Source organism: Paenibacillus sp. UNC217MF (genome assembly GCF_000686865.1).
GTDB classification, from domain to species: domain Bacteria; phylum Bacillota; class Bacilli; order Paenibacillales; family Paenibacillaceae; genus Paenibacillus_B; species Paenibacillus_B suaedae.
On the sequence record NZ_KK366027.1, the window covers coordinates 563,704 to 581,937 of the forward strand.

The 18,234-nt window shown below is 43.2% G+C and carries 3 protein-coding genes; all 3 read right to left on the reverse strand.

Annotated elements, in window-relative coordinates; all coding sequences use genetic code 11:
* Positions 1 to 27: 27 nt before the first annotated feature.
* From BP95_RS0118585 to BP95_RS0118595, 3 genes are read right to left on the reverse strand one after another with little or no spacing between them, the layout of a single operon-like run.
* Positions 28 to 9,729, reverse strand: a complete 9,702-nt coding sequence (locus tag BP95_RS0118585; protein ID WP_028532977.1) for a non-ribosomal peptide synthetase — start codon at positions 9,727 to 9,729, stop codon at positions 28 to 30.
* Complete coding sequence (locus BP95_RS0118590; protein WP_028532978.1) at positions 9,720 to 16,901, reverse strand: type I polyketide synthase; 7,182 nt, start codon at positions 16,899 to 16,901, stop codon at positions 9,720 to 9,722. Before BP95_RS0118590 ends, BP95_RS0118585 begins: the two co-directional genes overlap by 10 nt.
* A gap of 26 nt (positions 16,902 to 16,927) precedes the next feature.
* On the reverse strand, positions 16,928 to 18,178 hold the full coding sequence (locus BP95_RS0118595; RefSeq protein ID WP_028532979.1) for an MFS transporter: 1,251 nt from the start codon (positions 18,176 to 18,178) through the stop codon (positions 16,928 to 16,930).
* Positions 18,179 to 18,234 lie beyond the last annotated feature (56 nt).

An 18,234-nucleotide genomic window follows, 5' to 3' on the forward strand; every position in this document is an offset into this window, starting at 1 on the left:
ACGAATTGCAAATACCTTATAGACATATCACCGCGATGCTAGCGGCAAATATTCCTTTACATTATTCATATAGGTTTGAAGCTCTTTTGTAATCCTTGGTATTTTGTGCTCCTCACAAAATAGCTTAATCATGAGCTGATCCTCTACTACCGCGATTGTGATCTCCGTAGATAATTTCCTTGTCCTGCTGCTGAACATCTCCTTGATTGCAGTAAGCTCATTCTTCATTTCCGCATGTGAATCGAACAATCCAAGGTAGTTAAAAATCGGGAGCGTAATCGTTTCAGAGCTGTAGATCTCTTTTAATGCACGTCGTACCTTCTTATACTTGTTCTTCGGCTCTTCTTGAGACAGTAACGCTGCAAAATGAATGTTTTTCTCATAGGCAAAGCGAATGAGTTCATTTATGTCTTCCATAGCCAGGTGCTGATCTCGCGGCAGACTCAGAGGCAGAATATCAATAAATGCCCCCATAGTATGATAATAGTTATGGGATGTATATTTTCTTCCTGTATGCATAAGTGCAAACGGTACCGAATCAAGCTCGAAAGCGAACTCAACAATTTTTAAAAAGATGTTCATGGATATATCCCAGGACATCTCTTGTACAGACTCGCGTATTTCTTCAGTCAACGGAATCGAAATGGTTGTATGAATCAATGATGCTTCCTTGTACTTTTTGAAATACTGGCTAAAGCTATCCTGAAAATCAGTCAGCTTGAACCTCTCGATCAGATCCTTTTCCGTTATCCCTTGAGGCCCTCTCGACTGTTCTTGAACATAATGCTCATATTGCAATATGCTTTGCCCTCTTGATTCCCCATTGTTTGCATAGGCTTGTTGGATACTTGATTGTATGATATCGAAGCTCATTGCATCAAAGATGAGATGACTGCAAGGCATATACACCTTATAATGACTGTCTGAGATTTTAATGATGATCATGTTGTACAGCAGATTATTCAATACATTTGTACGATCCGCATGATCTCCAAACCGCTCATGGATATAGGACTGTATACGTTCTTTCTGTTCTTCGCTCACATGTTCCAAGTCTACATAAGGGATATCAATGCCTTGAACCACCCCGTACTCTTGGATCATGATTCGATGATCAGTTTGGATTAATGTACTTCGTAACAGCCCCTGTTCGTTAATGACAGACGCAATACTCTTCTTCAGCAGCTGCACATTAACTTGGTGATTAAAATCGATGATCGCCCCACTATACGTTTGGTTGGTATCAAGAAGGATTTTCTGCATCGCGGATAGTGGGTACACGCTCGTTATCTTGTTGTTGGTTACAATCGCATTGCTAAAGTCATTGAGTTGGTCGGCTAAAGCTTGCTCCCAATTTGATTCGTTTAGTGAAATCCGCTCTAAGATCTTAGATCCTTCTTCTTCTTGGCTATCCATTCTTTTGTTCGCCCAGTTATTATAGAGGTCACGGATATTTTCATAATAGAATATATCTTTAATAGAGATGTGAATATTCACCTTTTTTAGTTCTTTGTATATTTTTGCAATTCGTATCGAGTCTCCGCCAACTTCAAATAAATTGTCCCTAACACTCAACTGCTGCAATCCCAGTACATCCTTGCAAATGTCGATCATTCGTTTTTCGATTTCATTTTCGGCTTCCTCGTAATGAGCGCCCGTCTTGATATCGCCTTCCATTTCAGGCAATCGCTTGCGATCCACTTTTCCATTTAGATTAAATGGCAGCAACTCCATTCTCAGGAAATATGCGGGTATCATATAGGCCGGCAATTTCTTGCTTAACGATTCCCGTAAAGAATGGATGGCGATTTCCTTCTCTGCTACATAATAGGCACAGAGAACTTTCGATCCATCGATTTCCTTATCGATAATTGCAACCTGGGACACTTCTGGCAGCTGTAACAGGGTCTGTTCAATCTCGCCGATTTCGATTCGATATCCTCTGATTTTAACCTGATGGTCGATCCTTCCTACATATTCGATATTTCCATCAGGCAGCCATCTTGCCACATCACCCGTTTTGTATAGAATCTCTTCTGGCCGATATGGATTATGAATAAATCTCTCTTTCGTTAATTGCTCGTTATTCAAGTAGCCCCTTGCTAGCCCCACACCTGCGATGCACAGTTCACCATTTACACCTACCGGAACCAGTTTATGATTGGCATCCAGTATCAATACGCGATGATTTGCGATCGGAGCTCCAATAGAGATTTTCGTTTGCTGAACCTCGGACAGCTTGCATGCTGTTGTACATACAGTATCCTCCGTCGGGCCATAGGCGTTAATGACCTCTACTTGTCCGAGCAAATGCGAGATCTGTTCGTACTTCAGTTCACTTCCTGCCGTAATGACCCGCTTCAATCCGTTCCCTGCCTCCAAATTACCCGCGACAAATGGAGGTAAAGTAATGGTGGTGATGCCGTGAGTTCTCACAAATTCGTTCAATAAATCCGTGTTGAGTAGCACCTCTTGATCCGGAATATAAAGGGTATTGCCAAGCAATAATGCCATGTACAGCTCCCATGAGAACGCATCAAACGCTATACTTGCAAATTGCAGTATATTCTCATCGTTACCGATTCCAAGCTCGCGCTCAAACCAGTGCTTCAAGTTAATGACGCCCTTATGCTCGACCATTACTCCTTTAGGCTTGCCGGTCGTTCCTGAGGTATAGATCACATAGGCCAAATCGTGAGGATGGTTGATATTATCGATTTGTTCAATCGAGCGTGCGTATAACGCCTTATCTTCCAAATCAATCATTTCATTAACTTCTAGAGGTCTCTTCTGCGCAAGTGTATGGGTAGATAGCATAAGCTCTGCTTTACTGTCCTGCAACATATAATTGATTCGTTCTTCCGGATAATTTATATCAATAGGCAGATAGGCAGCGCCCGCCTGCAAGATAGCTAGTACGCCGACAACCATGTCGATGGAGCGATCGATCATGATCGGCACGATCGACTCCGCACCTATGCCCTTCTCTCTGAGTTGAATAGCTAACGCATTCGCTCTCTGATGTAACTCATTATAGCTAATGGAATCTTCACCGCACCGTACTGCCGTTTTCTCTGGATTCCTCATCACTTGATATGCAAAGAGACTTTGAATTGTTTCCTCTGATTGAATCTCCATATCCGTGTTGTTGAAATCAACTAAAATTTCGTCTCTTTCATCCTCTCCCACAGTCTCAAGTTCATCAATGCGGATATGCGGATTGGACATGATTTGGTTCAAAATGTGAAGGAAATGGCCTTTGATCGTATGGACGCTCTCTTCATCGTAGATCCCGTCATTATAGTTGAATTTGACAAGCAGCTCTTCCCCTGGAATGACCTTGATATTGAAGCTATAGTTCGTTTCCTCAAATATCCGGGCTGAATGAATACGAAGATTGACCTGATCTTGAATATCTTTATGAATCATATCTTGATCCATCGGATAATTTTCATAGACCATCAGCCCATTGATGAGGCTATTGCCAACCTCAGTCAGCTTTTGGATTTCCGCTATTGAGCAATAATGATAGGGCTCACTCTCATGGAAATCCGATTTTATTTGCCGCAGCACTTCCGTATATCGTTTCTCCTGCGTCGCATTTACTCGTAATGGAATGGTATTGATGAATAACCCTACCATTTCATCAATTCCATGTATTTGAGTTGTCCTGCCCGATACAATAAATCCGAACACAACATCATCCACATGATTATATCGTTGCAGCAGGATCGCCCATATACTCTGGAAAATTGTATTTACTGTAACGGTATGCTGCTGCGCTAGCAGCTCAATTTGTTTTGTAACGCTTTTATCTAGACGTAGAATAACCTCTTGCGGTTTCCCTTGGACGGTTGAAACTTTCTTGAATGGAATATCGATTGTCGTGTCGTATCCCTTCAAATACGTTGACCAATAGTTCAGAGCTGCCGTCTTATCCTGCGAACCAATCCACTTGATATACGCTTCATAAGGTTGTATTTTCTTCGCTTCTAAAGGCGTATTACGCAACAGTAGATTATAGATGTCGAACAGTTCACTGCTAATGATCCCAAATGACCATCCGTCCAAAATAATATGGTGATTGCTTAACAGTAAACTGTATTCCCGCTCGCTCATCCTTACTATAAATAATCGAATAAGGATATCGTTGCTTAAATCAAAGCCTCTTCGTCTATCCTCTATGACCAGCTGTTCGATATACGCTTCCTTATCGGTCAGTAAGTCTCTTATATCGAGATACGTGAACTCGGGTTCTCGGGATTTGTACACGATCTGCATATTTTCTTTGAAATGATTGCTGTCAACATTCGTTCGCAAGATGTCATGACGAGCAACAAGCTCTACAAAGCTCTTCTTGAATAACTCCGCATTAAGTTCTCCGACTACCCTAAGCTCCATATTGACATGGTAGTACTCGCCCTTATCCGCCATCGAATGGAACAGAAGACCTTCCTGCATTGGAGTGAGCGGGTACATGCGTTTCACGTTGTTGATTTGCTCATGGTACGGAGCTAATTCTGCCCAGGATATGTTCTCATCAGTAACATCCGAAGCGGTAACTTCTACATGCTCCTGGGAGATGCAATGATCGATAATCTCTTTAAGATTGTCCATATAACACTGTAGCATATTGTCAATCGTTGCATCGTTAAATTCTTCCCTGACGTAGCTCAAGGTCAGACGGAATTGCTTGTGCAGCACCATTGCTGAGATAGTAAGAGGATACAATCTGCCGCTTTCTTGGCTCACCGAATCCCCCGGTAATATATCGGATAACGTAAAGTTGTCGCCAGAAATATTCTCATCGAACTGTCCCAAATAGTTAAAGCTGATATCTGGGTTGCGTATCACCTTCAAATCAAAAGGCGATAAATATCTAAGCATTCCATAGCCTATCCCTTTGCGAGGGATCCGTCTGAGTGTATCCTTCGTAAATTTGATTACATCCGAAATATGATCTTGGGCGTGCAGAATCACCGGGTATTGACTGGTGAACCACCCGACTGTCCTTGTTATGTCCACATCATCTACGATTTGTTCTCTTCCGTGCGATTCCAAATTAATGAGTATGCGCTCCGTTTGATTGCAATTAGCAATCGATACGGTTAAGGCTGAGAGAAGGATATCATTGATTTCCGTTGTATACGCCTTATTGACTTTGGTTAATAACTTCTCGGTATAGGCCTGATCCAGCATAATCGTCTTTTTTATGATCTTAGCGCCTTGTATACTTGAAGGCTCATGATCCTTGTTAATCTCTTTCACGTCCCATTGGCTAAGACGATTCCAATATTCCAGCTCATTTTGCAATGTAAATCCGCCAGCATACTGCTTCTGCTTGGAAGCCCATTCTTGGAAGGAGCTAGTCTTCAACGGCAAACTCTTTTCTGGATCCTGATAGAGCGAATCAAAGTCCTCTATAATAATTCTCCATGACACGGCATCTACAACCATATGATGAATGGATATAAGCAAATGGTCGCCCTTGTCTGTTTGGAACAGCCCTATTTTGACAAGCGGGCCCTTCGCTAATTTCATACTGGCCTGGAGTTCAGTACATAAGCCAGTTATATAATTATCCGTAATCGGTTTTCCTCTAAGGTCATAAATATGAAAATCATATAATCTATTCGTTACTTCTCGATTGATTAACACCTGGTCAACATATATGGCTCGCAATAGATCATGATGCTGCACAATACGATCGAAAGCACGTTCGATTCTATCCACGCTGAAGCCATCTTCACGGAAAAGCATCAGATCCTGATTGAAATGATCTTTGTCAAGATGTTCTTGCGCTAAGAACCATTGCTGAATTGGTGTCAGCTCGATCTCGCCGGATACTTCGCCCTGATCTATGGTTTTTGTTGTCGATTTGATATGCGGGATCAAGTCTTTAATTCTAGGATTGCCCATCAAATCTTTAATCTCAAATGAATACCCTCTATTGCTCATTTGGGCAATTGCTTGGATCGCTTTAATGGAATCTCCGCCTAAGGCGAAAAAATCGTCATTGAGTCCAACATTCCTCACGCCTAATATCTTTTCCCATACCTGGGCGATTGCTCTCTCCATGTCATTTCGAGGCGCTGCGTATTCGGCTCCAGTAACCACTTTGCCATCTGGTTCCGGCAATGCCTTACGGTCTACTTTTCCATTCGGGGTTAACGGCAGCCGATCCATCTGTACGAAATACGATGGAATCATGTAGCTCGGCAGCGATGCAGACACATGATTCCGCAGTTCTGATGCAGACAGTTCCATCTCGCTCACAATATACGCGCATAGGTACGCTTGTCCGTCCTCTCCTATTTGGGCCACTACGATTGCATCTTGGATCACCTCATGCAGCAGCAATTGCTGGGCGATTTCGCTTGGTTCGATGCGGAAGCCTCGAATTTTGACCTGTTCATCAATCCGGCCCAAATATTCGATATTCCCATCAGGCAGCCAGCGAGCCAAGTCTCCGGTCTTATACATTCGTGCCCCCGCTTCGAACGGGTTCGGAACGAACTTCGCCGCCGTCAATTCTGGATTGTTGACGTAACCGCGAGCAAGACCGTCTCCGGCAACGCATAGTTCACCCGCCACACCAATAGGCTGTAAATGGTGATGACGATCTACGATATAGGCTTTCGAATTGCTAATTGCTTTTCCAATTGGGATAGAGCTGCCGAACTCTTCCTCAATAGCATAGGAGGTTGAGAAGGTTGTATTTTCGGTTGGACCATACCCATTTATCAGCTTCAGGCCCTGATAAGCCTGTCTGACTTGATTGATGTGCTCCCAAGACAGCGCATCTCCACCCACGATTAAATGCTTCAGTCCCTTAAATATCGTCACGTCCTGTTGAACGAGCTGATTAAATAACGGAGAGGTCAACCACATCGTTGTAATTTGATTTCTACTAATTTCCTCCCCTAACCGTTCCGCATGTAAGAGGATATGTTCCTCAACCAACACCAATTCGATTCCATTCAGCAAGGCTCCCCAGATCTCGAATGTGGAGGCATCAAAGACCATCGCCCCAGTTTGTAAGATCCGGTCTCCTTCCGCAAACTCTATGTAGTTCGTGTTTTGGACAAGCCGCACAACACTTTGATGCTCTACCATAACCCCTTTTGGTCTTCCCGTGGAGCCGGATGTATACATGACATAAGCCAAATCTGAAGGGCTGTTAATCAGCAACGGATTATCTGAGCTCTCTGATGACAATTCCACTGCGATTCGATCCGTAAGCACGATGTCGATCTGGCTATCGATATGAAGTAATGCTTCCATATGAGAGGATTGGGCAAGGAGCATTCCAGTGTTGGAGTCTGCAAGCAGAGTCCTCATTCGGTCTACCGGGTATTTCGGATCAATTGGCAAATAAGCTCCGCCAGCCTTTAGAACTGCTACAATGCCGATCACCGTTTCAACGGAACGTTCACCCATAATACCAACGATGACATTGTTCCCTACGCCCATTTGTCTTACATAATGAGCCAGACGATTGGCTCTCTCATTAAGCTCTTGATAGGTTATCTGTTCGTCTTGGAAGCGTAATGCGATATGCTGCGGTACTCTCTCTACTTGCTCTTCAAGCAGTTGGATAATGGTTTTATCCTTCGGATAGTTGCTGAGCGTATCATTAAACACATGAAGAATGTGATGCTTCTCGCGCTCGTCAATGATGTCAACATCATCAACGCATACATTTGTGTTGTCAATAATCTGATTCACAATCGCATCAAACGCTCGGATGATCTTTGACATATCCGCTTCAGCCAATGCGTTCTCATTATAGATGAAATTGATCATCATCTTGTCATCTTGGTTGACAACTAGCGTTACGTTATAGTTTGATCCTTCAATGAGCTGATGCGGCAGTACAAACACGGAATTGAGTATTTTCAAATCATTGTTTTTCAATATTTCTTCGTTCAGTTGCTTCTCATCAATCGGATAATTCTCAAATACAAGGAGGCTGCGAATCAAATCGCTTTTCGCCTCACTCAGATTTTGAATTTCCGCAAGACTTACAAAATCATGTTTGTTGTTCTGCAGTGTAGTGTTGGTGATCTGCTTCACGAGTTCAGGATATTGCAAATTGTCTGTAAATTTCACACGAAGCGGGACTGTATTGATAAACAGTCCAGGAATCACTTCTACGCCTTCGATCTCCGCATTTCTCCCTGAGACAACATACCCATAAACAATATCATCGGTATTATTGTATTTACTAAGAAGAATCGCCCAAATGCTCTGGATCACGGTATTTACCGTAACTCTACTTTCCTGAGCAATGCGAATGATGGATAACAATCTTTCCTCGTCCAACTCCAATGCCATCTCTTTATTGATGACTTCATTCATTTTATGTTCTCTTTCAAAAGGGATCCTCGTGACTTCTTTGCAATCATGCAAGTAATCTTTCCAGTACGCTTTAGCTTCATTGATATCTTTGTTTTTGAGCCAATCGATATAAGTAGAATAAGGTACGACATCGTTCAGACTCGCTGGAATCCCATGCTTGATTTCATTATAAATTTTAAACAATTCTATAAGAATTAAGCTGTTGCACCATCCATCCATAAGAATATGATGCAGATGAAAAATCATACTGTATCTGTTCTCTTGCATTCGAACAAGTACAATGCGAAGCAGTACATCCTTGCTTAAATCAAATCGTCTTGCCCGATATTGCCTGATTAAATCCTCCAGATATGCTTCATTATCTTCGCCCTGCTCGGTGATGTCGATGTACTCAACTGCTCCTCTTCGCTTTCTATAAACGACCTGCATATTTTGTTGAAACGATGAATAATCAAATACTGTCCGTAAAATATCATGTCGATCGATAACCATGTTAAAAGCTCGATCCAGCATATCCAGATCAATATGCCCTTCCACCTGGAAACAGGACAACTTGATGTACGTATCCTGCTCATCTGTCAAAGCATGATAAAGCATACCCTCTTGCATAGGCGCAAGAGGGTAGATGTTCTTAACATTGTGAAGCTCATTCTTGTATGCGGACAATTGTTCCATCGTTATATCTTCTAGCGTAATATCGGTAACGGTAATTTCCGCTTCCTTCTTGGTTGTACAATGTTGAATAAGGCGATCCAATTGATTTTGATATACGCTTAGCAGCTTCTCAATCGTTCCTGGAATAAAATCATCTTGCTCGTATATGAAAGTGAGCTTCAAATTGTCTGCGATGAGGATAGCTTCGATATCTAGAGCATGTGAGCTTGTTAGGTACTTGGATGAGTATTCACTGGAACCCAGATTCGTAATTTCAAATCCATCTCCGCTAGCACCTGGATCGATTCTGCCTACATAATGAAAGCCAATTTCGGGCTCTGCAAGGTTCAAGTCTTCAGTGGATAAGTACTTGAGGATACCATAGAAGCGTCCCTGATTCGGAATTCGCCGCAGCATGTCTTTCGTATGTTTGATTGTGTCGCCGAGATCATCGTAAGCTCTGAGGACAACTGGAAATTGTGAACGGAAACACCCAACAGTTCTGCTCAAATCCATAGGCTGTGCCCATTCTTCCCTGCCGTGGCCAATCAAGCTGATCAATGTGTTCTCTTCTCTTGTCCAGTCTCGAATCGTCAGGGCCAAGGCAGCTAATAAAATATCAAGAAGATTCGTATGATATGCATTGTTGATATTATTCAGCAACTCTCCGGTAACTTGTACACCAAGCTCTTGAACTTGTTTGTTCAACTCCATGCAAGTTTACCTCTCTCCCTTGGCAATTTTTTGGTGGCCGTCGTGTCATGTAACCTTTTCCAATAGTCAGCCTGCCTTTTCACACGATAAGAGTCTGCATATTCGTTCAGTTTGTCTGACCATTCCTTGAAGGAAGTCGTGTTCTCCGCCAACACGATGCCCAATCCCTGCTCTGCCTGCGTATACCCATTCATGAAGTCTTCTAGCAGAATGCTCCAAGATATCTCATCGATAAGAAGACCATGGATAGCGATGAATAATTTGTCCCCCGAGCTCATTTGGAACAAGCCCAGTCTTACGAGCGGCCCTTTCTCAAGATCCATACTGTTCTGGATCTCATTGCATGTTTCGATAACTTCTTGATCCGTTGCATTCTCATATACCTGAAGGTCATACTGTGCTTCGCCGGCTCCTCGATTGATTTGAACGACATTGCCGTTATCCTGCTGATACACCATTCGCAATGCGTCATGCCGAATGATCAATTGATCAAACACTTCCTTTACCGTGTTAGCCTGAAAGCCCGCTGCCCTGTGCAGCATTCTACTCTCGCAGCAATGATGTTGATCAACAGATAATTGTTCAAAAAATTGCTTTTGCATCGGAGCTAACTTTACTTCCCCAGCTAAGGAATTCTGCATCTGCTTGTGATGCTTCGACTCTATTACTTTCACTAGCTGCTTGATCGTGGGGTTTTTGTATAAGTGATCAACCTCGAAGATGTAGCCCTTAGCTCTGGCTCGTGAGATGAGCTGAATGGCTTTAATCGAATCCCCGCCCATTTGGAAGAAATCATCGTTGATACCGATCGGACTAGAGCTTAATGTTTTTTCCCATATGTGAGCGAATTCCTCTTCGATTTCAGTACGCGGAGCCTCAAAACCCGCACCTGCTACGGTACGTCCGCTAGGCACTGGCAGCGCATCACGAGCGGGTATTCCATTCTGCGTATGCTTGTTCGTGTTATCTTGTCCGATATTGCCAAAATCCTTGAGTGTAAGTCTAGAGTTTTCGTTAGGATCGTTATGAGTAATAATAAACTCTAAGATTCTTTGATAGTCTTGTCCCCATTTCCCGATCGTCTCTTCTTTGAACAGGCTTGTTTTATAAGTCATCCCGATATGGAATGTGCCATTTTCCTCAAGAATTTCAATGACAAAATCAAAATCGGATAATGCACTCTTATATTCATAGGTATTAATTTCTAAATTATCGATCGTGAGTACTCTTTCATCCGTTTTTTCATAGACAAACCGTACATTAAGGAAGCCTTCCCTGCTGTTTTTCGCTTTCTTCATGAGGCTTGCCAGGTAATTGAACGGGTAATACATATGGGAGTACGCTTCAATACAATTTTGTTTGACTTCCTTGACAAACGCTGCAAACGTCTTATCATCTGAAAGATTGTTCTTCAGCACGATGGTGTTGGTAAACATACCAATACTCTCATCAAAAGAACCATCTGCCCGGTTTGTCACTGGAGTTCCTATGCAAATGTCTTCATTTCCAGTTAATTTTTTAAGTAGAAGATTAAACCCTGCAGCCAACAACATAAATAAAGAGCATTGATGACGCGAAGCAACTGTTTTCAAATCACGAACCAACTCGGATCCGATCTGCATATGAACCGTATTGGCCGTGAAATCAGACTCTGGAGGTGTTGGATAGTCGGCAGGGAGCTTCAGAACATTCAGTTCACCGAATAATTTGCTCAGCCAATACTGTTCGCTCTGCTTCTTTTCGTCCGATGCCAAGTAGCGGGTTTCCCATTCAACAAAATCTCGATACTGCTTATTCACAGGCATAAGTCGTTCATTCGCATACAAGCGCATGAACTCTTGCACGAAGATACTCATTGAAATGCCGTCTGCTATCGTATGATGGAAGTTGAAAATCATCGTACCTTCTTGGCTGCCCTCTTCGATTAGGATGACCTTCAACAAAGGAGCTTCCGCTAGATCAAAAGGGGTAACTAATGATTGAATGAGCTCATCCAAATCCTCATGTAAGCCCTTTTTGACGATATCGATTGTAAACTCCACCTGTTCAAGAATTTCTTGCTTAAACTCCCCATCTTCAACAAACAGGCGTGTGCGCAGGCTCTCGTGACGCATCACGATTTCATTGAGTACGGCTTCAAATTTATGACGATCCAGCGCTCCCCTAACTTTTAGTACGGTCACCATATTATAGGGATCATCTTTGCCAATGGAGCTTAGAGTGTATAATCGTTGCTGAATGATAGACATCGGAATTACAGGTTGCTGCTCTTCCAACCGGGTGGATTGAGGCAACTGAATAGCATGCTGGTTCAATGAGGAGTCGCCAAAATATCCGGCTTGACGCATCTCTTCAATCGTCATTTTGATGGCAGTAAATATATTTTCGATATCCGCATCCGTGTGTTCGGTGGAGAAGAAGCAATTCCGTCCTTCCCATACATACACACCCTTCTCCAGCAAGCCGAAGAAGAAGATTTCGAAATCCCCTCGAAACACAAATCTGAATAAGGAACCGAAATTCACGACTTTGATTGGAACATGCTGCTCTTCGAAATACGCGTTTACTCGTTGTACAAAGTCATTGGTTTTTTGATTCAGTCTGTCATAAAGCGTATCCTTGTTCTCCGTTATATAGGTTAATGAAGCGTGAGCTGCAGCCATGGCGAGCGGGTGATGTGAGAAGGTTCCGGCCACAAACGTTCTCTTCTGCTCACATGGCGGAACCGACGTATCGCCAAAGCTCCACATGCCCCCATCAATACAGTCCATAAACTCGGATTTTCCAGATACAACCCCGATCGGCATCCCCCCGCCAAGAACCTTACCATAGGTCACGATATCTGCTTTGATACCGAAATACGCTTGGGCTCCGCCTGGGTCAATTCTAAAGCCTGTAATGATCTCGTCAAATATGAGTGCAACTCCGTTTTCTTCCGTGATTTGCCTAAGTTTCTTCAGGAACTCCTTAGGCTGAACATCCGGTCTTCGGCTTTGAACGGTCTCAACTAGGACACCGGCGATTTCATTCGCGTGATTTCTGATATAATCCAGCGAAGCCTCTTGATTGTAATTCAACATAACTAAATCACTGACAACGCTCTCCATAATACCTGGAGCCAACGGGATCGTCGTTAGGCTTCCGTCATCACCAATGGAGGACAATCCAAGCAAGCCGTCATAGGTGCCGTGATAGGATCCCGCAAAAGTAACGATCTTCTTCTTGCCTGTGCTTGCCCTGGCGATTCGTACAGCCACCATATTGGCTTCCGTTCCTGAATTATAGAAAGCTACCCGCTCGACGCCTGTTAATTGGCTGATCTGTTCGGCAACGGTTCCAGCCAGTCTGCCCATTGGGCCTAGAGGCATTCCTCTGCGGAGCTCCTCCGTTAATGCTTCATTGATAAAGCTCGGGTTATGTCCAAGCAAGTTAACGCCAAAGCCCATCGTCAAATCGATAATGCTATTCCCGTCGATATCGCGAAGCTTCGATCCTTGTCCAGTGTCCGCCACGATCTGATAGATCATTTCCTTCATGACCGGTCTGAATCCCGCTACATTTCGATTATTCGCATATACTTTTCTGTATCTTTGAATATTCTCTTTTGATTTTTGGGTGAATCTTGTATATTTCTTCTCAATGTTTCGAATATAGGTAAGCTGCAATTCATTGAAATTTTCATTATCGATCAATTCCAGCTTTTTGTAGGGTACATAATGGCTTTTGGTGTCCACAGCCAAGGGTGAAGCCTTTGGGCTGCTCACAATGACCTCGCTCTGCTTCAAGTTTGGCGTATTCTTGCTAACTGCCAATGGCTTCTGACTGGGATTCGTAAAACCCTTCAGAATATCCAGCTGTTCGGACATGATTTTCATCTGCGTATTGAAAATATTCTGCAAAGCATCCATGCCATCGAGTGCACCTAACGAATGGTTCTGCGCCTGACCAGCTGCCGCCAAGCTGTTCATTGGCTCTGCATCCGGGATCGTATTTATGGTCTCTGAGATCGGTTTCACCGGTTCATCATACTCAGTCTCATAACCAATTTCGTTGATCTCCTCTTCATCCACCCAATCCGTATGTTTGTTAATATGCTCGGTGATCTTCTCAACGGTATCCAAGTTAATAAAGAACTCATTTAATGTAATCGAGATGTTGAACTTATTCGTAATTTGTTTATTGAGTTGGATAAGTACTAAAGAATCAAATCCGAGCGTCAGCAGATTGAGGTCATCCTCGATCTCTTCGATCTTGAGCCCCGTTAAAATCTGTATCATTTCTTTTAATTCGGATTTGATCTTCTCTTTCGGGTTAGATCGCAAGCGATTCCCGCGAGCTTGCGGCTGTTGTGGATGCTGTGAGTGTTGTGAAATAGGCGGCAGTTCTTTTATTTCCTTGGAGGAGCTTGCTTCTTGAATTGGATACGCGGCTGCACGGTCTATTCTTCGTACCTCTCTCCACAGTTCCTTCTTTTGGAATGGATAGTTTGGAAGCTTTACTCTACACGTAGCATAGGATTGATAGAATGTGTTCCAATCCAGATCCATTCCCTTCATAAATAAAGCAGAGACGGAATTAAAAAATTGCGTGTAGTTCTCCGATTCTCGTCTCATAGAAGGTACAAACATGATCTCATCATCTTGTAGACACTGGTTAGCTAACCCGCTTAGGGTTGCATCGCCTCCGATTTCAATAAAAATATTGACGCCAAGTCGTTTGGCTTCTTGCATGGCACCTTGGAAGTTAACCGGCTTGGATAGATGCTCGACCCAATACTTGCTTCTACCCAACACTTCTTCTTGTTCCACTTGTCCCGTAATGCTGGATATCATTGCTGTCTGCAGGTTTGAGAATGTGATGTCTCCGATGCCTTGCTCATACATGCCTTCATACTCCTTCATTAACATGGAGTGATAAGGATGAGGAATATTGAGCTTATTAAAAAAGACTCTGTGTTTGGTTTGCAAGGTTTCGATTACGATATCGACCTCATCGCTTCGGCCCGAAATCGTAACATTGTCAGGAGCGTTAATGGCAGCAATGGTAACATGTTTGCATCCGCTTTCTTCCAATGCAGCTTTCACATATTCCACATTCGTCAGAATGACGACCATCTTGCCTTCGACATCAATGGATTCCATCATTCTGCCACGCTGTGCAATCATCAGGATCACATCGTCCAAGCTGATAAGCCCTGCATAGCAGGCTGCCGTATACTCGCCTATGCTGTGACCGATAATAACGTCAGGTTTTATCCCTAACGCACCCCACAGCTTGGTTAAGGCATACTCAATGGAGAATATGGCTGCCTGTGAATAGATCGGTCTAGTGAGCAGCGTAGTGTCTTCCCCGTAGATCCCGTCTAGTATCGACAGGCCGAGTATCGCTTTAAACTTCTCATTACACAGATCCATCGTTTCTCTAAATATTCTTGATGTGGTGTAAAATTCTCTAGCAATTCCGTCATAGATGGAGCCTTGGCCCGTAAATAAAAAGGCGATTTTGTTGTCTTTGGCCGTACTCTTCTGGATGAGGAGCTCATGGTGGCTAGAGTTGTTCAGAACCAAATCCATTTTATCCAGTAAATCTTCTTTGTTCTTCCCCACTGCTGCAAATCTGTAGTTCAAAAATGAGCGGCTAATATTGGACGTATAAGCAATATCCTTGATGGAGCCAGTTTCCTTCACCAATTGCTCCTTCATTGCGCTTATATATCCTTTTAAAGCTTTTTCATTCTTGGCTGACAAGGTCAATAGATGAGCTGGCAGTTCATCCAATTGCTCATCCTTGTCATGAGGCTGAGGGGGCTCCTCAAGGATGACATGCGCCAGCGTTCCGCTGAAACCAAAAGAACTAATCCCTGCTCTTCTGACTCCTTCAGTCTTCTGCCAGTCCATGAACTCGTCCGCGATCTTAACCTTCCCCCACGAAATGTTCTTATTTGGGTTTTGAGTATAAATGTTAGGCAAGATCTTCTTATTCTCAAGAGACATAATGACTTTAATCAATGCGGCCATGCCTGAAGCTGCTTCTAAATGCCCAATATTCGGTTTGGCGGATCCGATAAAGAGAGGCTCCTTTTTATGCTTAAAGACCTCTGATAACGATTGGATTTCGATGAGGTCGCCTAATGGTGTGCCAGCACCATGTGTTTCGATATAATCGATATCGTCAACAGTCAAATTTGCATGTTGTAGTGCCTGTCTGATTACGCCTTGTTGTGACAATCCGTTTGGAGCAGTAAATCCGTTTGACTTGCCATCCTGTCCGATCACTACATGCTTGATAAGGGCCGCAACTGCATTTCCAGCTTGCTTGGCATCTTTTAATCTTTTGAGAACGATGACACCGCAGCCCTCGCCTCTTCCAAAACCGTCTGCATCATTATCAAACGCCTTGCATTTTCCGTCCTTAGACAAACCGCTGAATTTGGAAAGCCCTATAAATGGCTCTGGTGTAAGCAATAGATTCGAGCCCCCGACAATGGCCATGTCGCACTGGTTATTCCGCAAGCTGTCGACGGCAATATTCAAGGCTGAAATAGATGACGAACAGGCCGTATCGCAGATGATCGCAGGCCCTTTGAAATCATAGAAATAGGATAATCTACCCGCTGCCGAGCTAAGTGAGACACCTGCAGTTGAATAAGCCGTTATATCGGAAGCTTGACCCGAATACAATTCGGCATTGGCATATTCATAAGCGCTGATTCCAATAAATACACCTGTTCTGCTCCCCTTCAGCTCCTCTATATTCAAGGCTGAATTCTCCATAGCCTCCCAGCTTACCTCCAACAAGAGTCTGTGCTGAGGGTCTATTGATGCAGCTTCAATGGCTGATAGACCGAAATGAATATTATCAAAATCTCTGATATTATCACGCAAAAAGGATGCGCTCTTCGTAACCATCTTGCCTTCTTCTTCAGGATCATCACTGTAATAGTTGCGATAATCAAATCGATCCGATTTAATCTCGGTCACAGAATCCATTCGGTTGGCCATTACTTGCCAGAATCCTTCAGCGTTCCATGCTTCTCCTGGGAAGCGACATGAATAGCCAATTACCGCAATTTCTTCATTGCTCTTCTGATCTTGAATGATCGTGGACAGCTCTTCTATTTTGGCGGCCGCTTTTTTGAGAGCCGATTTATACTTATCAATTTCCTGCTCCACACACTCACTCCCTTTTCCTCTCGAAATTACGCTCCAATTTTTTGCTGTTCCGGATTGTATTGAATAAAAGCCTTAAAGGATTTTAAGAAAAATAAAGGGATAAACAATACGGTCATTGCCATGAAGCCTGTAAATACAATGTATCTTATTGGGAAAAATTCGCCTAATATACCTCCAATAAACATCGCCAGCGGTGCAAGTCCCATCGTAAGAGTTCCCTTAAGCGAGGATACCTTGCCTCTCATTTCCTGAGAAACAGTTAATTGCACCGTTGATTCGATCAGTACATTTACAATTGCGTTGAAAATGCCGCCGATAAATAACATAATAGCCATGATAATAAAGTTATTCATCATGACTGCGATGGAGAAAACAATCCCTGCCAGTAATCCTGATACGGTTAGTACCATACTTTTGTGGTCAGGCTTGATCCGAAATACGGAAGTAAATATCATTCCCGCAAGCATACCTAATGTAAAGATGGCCATGGCGAGCCCGTATTTAACTTCACCTAGGTTCTCTGCATTTTTAAACATCGGTGCAAGCAACACAATGCTTATCGTTGCAAAAAAATTCAAAAAACCAGCTAAAACAATTAAGTCTCTTAGCCCTTTCATTTTCCAGATATACTTAAATCCATCTTTCATATCCTGCCAGAAGTTGAATTGTTGATCCTGACTCGTTGACTTCGGTACCTTCATGAAAAATGCGAGAATAAATGAAATGATATAAGAAATACCATTACATAAAAATAAAATGGGTGCGCCTATGAGAGAATACAGCAGACCGCCAGATGAAGGCCCTATGATTTGAGAAATGGCACGCAACATACTTAAATTGGCGCTAGCTTGTACAATCTGAGAAGAGGGAACAATGTCAGGGATCGTTGAGGTTACTGCGGGATTAAAAAATGCAGCGCATGTGCCGAGAATAATCCCCGCAACAAAAGCCATCCAAATTTCGAGATATCCCAATATGGCTGCAATGCCGACGAACAGAATGCATACCCCTCGTATGAAGTCCATTAAAAGGATCATTTTTCTTCTGTCTGTTCGATCTACAATGACACCTGCAAAGGGTGATATGAGAACTTTGGGCAACAACGATGTCGCCAGTAATGCCCCCATCAAACCTGGTGAACCGGTTTCGTACAGTACCCAGAAGGTTAAGGCAATTTCATAGATGGAATCGCCTAGCGCAGAAACCAGCTGTCCTTGCCAGAGTAGAAAGAAATTCATCGACCACAACCGCTTTTTAGGTTCGCTTGTATTCTCCATGTTTCCTCCTGTCGAGAGCTAAAACAAAAGAATCGCGTTCAGTTTGGGGTGATAAT